4 protein-coding genes and 1 pseudogene are annotated in these 6,118 nt (G+C 36.4%); all 5 read right to left on the bottom strand.

Annotated features, from left to right (window positions below; genetic code table 11):
* Positions 1-62: 62 nt before the first annotated feature.
* Positions 63-1,091, bottom strand: a complete 1,029-nt coding sequence (gene galE, locus DI44_RS00220; protein ID WP_033026688.1) for a UDP-glucose 4-epimerase GalE — start codon at positions 1,089-1,091, stop codon at positions 63-65.
* Between the two features lie 261 nt (positions 1,092-1,352).
* Positions 1,353-2,690, bottom strand: coding sequence for a UDP-glucose/GDP-mannose dehydrogenase family protein (locus tag DI44_RS00225; RefSeq protein ID WP_033026687.1), 1,338 nt, complete (start codon positions 2,688-2,690; stop codon positions 1,353-1,355).
* Positions 2,691-2,697: 7 nt separating this feature from the next.
* Complete coding sequence (locus DI44_RS00230) at positions 2,698-3,615, bottom strand: glycosyltransferase (protein WP_241766410.1); 918 nt, start codon at positions 3,613-3,615, stop codon at positions 2,698-2,700.
* A gap of 52 nt (positions 3,616-3,667) precedes the next feature.
* Positions 3,668-4,557 (bottom strand): annotated as a pseudogene (locus DI44_RS18930) (transposase).
* Between the two features lie 75 nt (positions 4,558-4,632).
* The gene (locus DI44_RS00235; RefSeq protein ID WP_241766409.1) at positions 4,633-6,000 is read right to left on the bottom strand and encodes a flippase; all 1,368 of its coding nucleotides are present in this window, start codon (positions 5,998-6,000) and stop codon (positions 4,633-4,635) included.
* Positions 6,001-6,118: the final 118 nt, after the last annotated feature.

Here is a 6,118-nt window from a genome sequence, read left to right as displayed (position 1 = left end):
CACTGGGGTGAATAGTTACCTTTCACTTTTATCATACAGCCATTCTCTTTAAAATCATGTGTTTATTTTGTTAATAACACACTTTCATATCCATTCGGATTATTCGATTGCCACCGCCAAGCATCACGGCACATTTCTTCAATCCCTCTTGTAGCAACCCAACCTAACTCCTCTTTTGCTTTAGTCGGGTCGGCATAACAAATAGCTACATCGCCTGGACGACGAGCGACGATTTTGTACGGAATTTTGATGCCTGTTACTTTTTCAAATGCCGATACAAGCTCAAGAACGCTGTATCCCCGCCCTGTGCCAAGATTATACGCCTCTACTCCTGTTTTGTTCATTACTTTCTCCAATGCTTTCACATGTCCAATTGCTAAATCAACAACATGAATATAATCGCGAACCCCAGTACCATCTATTGTTGGGTAGTCATTGCCAAACACGCGAAGCTCTTTTAATTTTCCTACCGCTACTTGCGTAATATACGGCATTAAATTGTTCGGGATACCGTTTGGATCTTCCCCAATCCGACCGCTTGGATGGGCGCCAATCGGATTAAAATAACGTAAAAGGGCAATGCTCCAATCATTGTCGGACACATATAAATCACGCAAAATTTCCTCAATCATCAGCTTCGTTCGTCCATATGGGTTTGTTGCTTGAAGCGGGAAATCTTCAGAAATCGGTACACGCTCCGGGGTTCCGTATACTGCTGCTGAAGAACTGAACACCATTTTCTTCACACCGTATTTTTGCATCACTTCGCACAAAACTAGCGTACCAGTAATGTTATTATGATAATAACGAAGCGGAATCGCTACCGACTCCCCTACTGCTTTCAATCCAGCAAAATGGATCACCACATCAATAGGATGGTTTGAAAATACCGTTTCTAACTCATCTCGATTCAACAAATTGACTTGATAAAAATTAAACTCTTTTTCGGTAATCTCTCTCACACGCTTCAACGCCTCAGGCTTACTATTAGAAAAAGAGTCCACAACAACAATATCATATCCTGCATTTAACAACTCTACGCAAGTATGGCTGCCGATATAACCAGCACCACCGGTAACCAGAATCGCCATAAATGTTCCCCCGACGTCATATTTATAGATGTAATAATTCTCTTAGATATATAAGACTTGTTGGAAAACTTATAATTCATTAAAACACAAAAACCACCTTAGAGGTGGCTGCTTGTAGTTTCATCAATTTATTGAACGTGTACCTAATCAGATAAATCCAAAGCCCCTTTATAGTATATAGCTTTGAATGACAGCGTGTAAATTTGTACGTAATCATTAATAATTTTAAGTTTTTACTCTGACTTTCCAACCACATCAGTATTAACTAACAGGACTGCTCAAACTGTATGAGTGCTCTTTTTTACAAACTCTTTTCCTGCCGATCGATTCATAAATAATCCCTGCCTCTGAGGCACTTTCCAAGCTATAACAATTCCTTCCATCTATAACTAATGGATTTTTCATTAGTTTAGAATATTTTTTTATGTCAAATTGCTTAATTTCCGGCCATTCTGTAAAAATAAAACAAATATCTGCGTTAGTTATCGCTTCTTCGATTGATTGACAGTATATTATTTCTTCCGGAAAATTTTTTCTTAAATTATCCATCCCAACAGGATCCCACACCCTTACATTAGCCCCATCTTCCAATAGAATAGGGATATTTACGAGTGAAGGAGCGTCTCTTAAATCGTCTGTTCCTGGTTTAAAAGTAACACCTAATACAGCAACATTAAGGCCTCTAAAACTATCAAAATATCTTCTTGCTTTTTTGATTAATTTTAGTTTTTGGTTTTCATTTACTTCGATTGTTGCTTTAATAGTTTTAAGCTCATAATCGTTAAAGTTAGCAAGCCAATGTAAAGCCTTCGTATCTTTTGGAAAGCATGATCCACCATAACCAATACCAGCATTTAAAAATCGGTCTCCTATTCTAGGATCCATTCCCATACCTTTGGCAACGTCTTCTATATTTGCGCCAACTATCTCACATAAATTAGCAATTTCATTAATGTATGATATTTTCAAAGCCAGAAAATTATTAGATGCATATTTAATCATTTCAGCACTTCTTCGATCAGTAATTACATAGGGTATATTAAACGGATCATACATTTCCCTCATTACTTTCTCAGCATTTCTAGATTTAACACCTAATACGATTCTTGTTGCATAAAGTGTATCTTTAACAGCTGTTCCTTGAGATAAAAACTCCGGATTGGAAACAACCTCTATACTTACATTATTTCTAACATTGTCTCTTATTAGTCTTTCGATTTTATCATTAGTACCTACTGGAACTGTAGATTTAACAGCTACTATACAGTCTTGTTCCGCAGTTTCTGCAATTTGTTTAGCAACTTCATAGACATATTCTAAATTAGCTGAGCCATCTTGCTTTTCTGGCGTACCTACAGCAATAATGATAACGTCTGACAATCTATAAGCATCCATATAGTCAGCGGTATATGTTAACCTATCCCTATTTTTATGCATTAACTCTTCTAATCCTGGTTCATATATTGGAGATTTTCCTTGCTTTAGTAAATCAATTTTTTGTAAATTTATATCAACACACGTTACATCATGACCTTTTTCTGCAAGACATACGGCAGTTACTAACCCTACATATCCTGTTCCTGCTACTGCAATTTTCATTTTTTTATCACATCCCTAGCAACTTTTTTATAGTACGTTTCATACCAATTAGAAAATAATCATATCTTGTACCAAATTGGTCTCTAAACGCCTTTAGTATTCTTTCATCTAAATGTGGTTTATCAAATCGACATTTTTGAGAACTATTATTTAGCACAACATCATATTTTGAAGTAATACCACTATGCGTACCTGACCCGTCTAGTCCAATATTTTTTATTCTTGATACAACAGGATAAACCGTTAACATACCTAGCTTATACTGTGTATAGCACCATCTAATCGCCCAAGAATCTATTTTACCTTCCATCTGTAAATCAAGCATATTAGCCATGTCTCTTCCGCCACGGTTAAACATTTTTCTTGCTCTTTTATCGTTTTTAAATTGATTATAATCTGATACATCCCAGTCTACTTTTTCCCATCTATCTTTCCAAGTTGCCCATCCCCAACTGCATCCACGATAGGATAAATAGACATCGCTTTTATAATCTTTTGGAATATCTATATTGAACGTATACCCACTAATGGACCAAATATCATAATCTTTTTCATAAAAATTTAAAGCGTCATTCATGTACTGAAGGAAATCTCGAGAGGATACCAAATCATCTTCTAAGACTATCACTCTACCATATTTATCAATAATCTCACTTACTCCTGAAATAACTGAATTCGCTAATCCTTTATTTGATTGTGATTTAATTATTTTAATAGACTTGAACAGATTCTTTTGAGGCAACGAGTCTATATATTCTCTAACCATCCTCACTTTATCGACAGTTTTTTCACCTTTTGCAGCATCAGAATAGATAAATACTTCCGTCTCTTTAGCGAGATAATTTTGCGCAAGTGCTTCAATAGTTCTTTTAGTATGTTCCGGTCTGGCATATACAAAAATCACTACAGGTGCTAACAACCTCATTCCTCCTGGATAAATATTATTATTTTTTATGTTTGTAGATGGTGTTGCAAAACTAGAGTAAAAACTCGAAGTTATGCATAAGGATGCAGCATAACACATGCAGTAAATATCGATGAAATCCATACCATCGGGGTTGTTCCACCCCATCACTCTTTAACTCGTTAAATACCCGCTCAATCCCGCGGCGAAGCCCAAACAGCCATTGGCCAAATCTCGTTTTCAACAAGACAGGAAGAACCCGGCCATAGGCATCTTTCCGTTCCTCGCTATGCGGCGGTTGATGGGAGAAATGAATAGGATTCCTGCTTGTTCGGCTGTTTGTCGAACCTTTTCGCTGTCATACGCGGCATCCCCTAACACGAACTCAATCTCCCATTGCCCTAAAGAAGTGAGCAATGCTGGTGCCACTGCCGCATCATTGAGATTCGCTGTAGTCAACACATGAGATAAAATGATTCCCTCGGCAGTGGTGCAGAGATGGAGTTTATATCCTTTAAACCAGTGGTATCGGGTGGACACTCCCTACTTTGCCTGTGAATCGTAAAAACTGCTTCGAAGGGCCGTGCTGTCGATCAGCACGATTTGGGGATACCGTACTTCTAGATCTTTGAGCAGCTGTGCATGGAAGACGGGAAATCCCTGTTCCCTAAACCACTTCGCCGCGCGGGAAAATGTAGACAGATGAGGAACTTCACTAAGCCCGCAAGCCCGTTGGAAACAGCGAAAACGCTGCAGTATACGTACTAACTTTCGCAAGGAATCAATAGCAAAATAAGTTTTCAAAAAGAAACATTTCAACAATGATTTTTTCGACACTGGCGGCCTTCCTGTCACATACGGTGTTTCCGGCAACGACAGCGAGTCGATATATCGAAATAATGCTTCTAAAATTGGATCGATTTCATAAGACCATGCATGTTCACTGTTCAAATTGGAAATCATGATAGTGTCCACCCCTTGGTAGTTGGTTTTGGTCACTGTATATGATTTCCAAGGTGGTGGATTTTTTATGTGCATTTATGCATTCGTTATGCGTTTTGCAACACGTTCTTTGTATTGAAAAATTGATTTTGGTGAAAATGATTTTAAGATCATAATTGACGAAATTCTAGTTTTTTTGAATAATGCTAATGCAATGATATTGGCTGAAAATTGTGCAACCAAAGTAGCCAACGCTGCCCCAAAACCGCCGTAAATTGGTATCATTAAATAATTCAATGCTATGTTCACTATTAATCCAACAAACGTATATAATAGTGTGTAACTCTGTAAACCTTCAGATATTAACCATATGCTTCTTGCTGATCCTAACATAGCAAAAGTCCCAGCCCAAACACTTACTGATAAAATACTAGCTGCTTTTAAATAATCAGCACCATAGAGAAGTAATACAATAGGCTTTGAGAATATTAAAATAGCTATACCGAATCCTATACCTAACCACGCAACTATAGTATATAGAAGCTGAATAGATTGAAGATATTTATCTTCACTTATATTCTTGTTGTTCATAATTACAGGTCTAAATGATGTTATAATCGCCATCGGAACAAAATACCACATCTCTGCAATTCTAACAGCTGCCGAATAAACTCCGACTTCCGTTTTTGTCGGCATCATTGCTCCCAACATGACTTGGTCAATTCTCATATATAAAGTAACCATCAGACCTGATAGTATTAAATACCAGCTCTGCGATAAAATATATTTTGCATAACGGAAGCTAAACTTCCAAGGAGTAATTTCTTCTCTAACTTTAAAATATGCTACCATTAGTGCTCCGCTAATAATAGCAGCATCTAATGTATAGATAACGGCATATTGTACCAAAGATCCTTTGATAAAAACTAAAAACACCTTCAACAAAGCTGTAATAACATATACACCTATACGGATAATGGAAGATATCTTTGCCTTTTGATAAGCTTGTATCCAATATTCTATTACTTCGAAAGATTTCATAACCATTGTAAGGGACATTAGCAACACTAAAATATGCAAATCATCATCATTTGGAGCTATCAATCTTATTGATAGATAGGTTAATATTGTTAATATAGTCCCACCAATTACCCTAAGAAATAAACTTGTACAAAGAATTACTCCTTCGCTGTATTTTTTATCTACTATCGACTTTACCGTTAATGTTTCCAATCCTAAAGTAGAGATCGCTGTAAATAAAGACACAAACGCTAACGCATAATTAAACTTGCCAAAACTTTCTGGTCCAAAGTAACGGGCCACAATTGCGGTAACCACGACTCCTACGATCATAGTAAAAATTTTATCGCTAACCATCCAGCTGAAATTTTTAATTATTTTCGTGGCTACCTCACTCTTTATGACATACTTCATTGTTTTAATATATTGTTCTTTTGTACTCAATTTGAAATCCCTCGATCTATATTTTAGAGACTTTATAAAAATCTGGAATTCCATTTTTTACGTCATATTTTCTTTTAAAAGATTTTATATTTCAGTTACTATATAAGTTGAATTAAAG

Origin of the sequence: Geobacillus sp. CAMR5420 (genome assembly GCF_000691465.1) — a bacterium.
In the GTDB taxonomy this organism is placed as follows: Bacteria; Bacillota; Bacilli; order Bacillales; family Anoxybacillaceae; genus Geobacillus; species Geobacillus thermoleovorans.
Note: the sequence above shows the minus strand (reverse complement) of the source record. Positions and strands in the feature narration are given on the sequence as shown.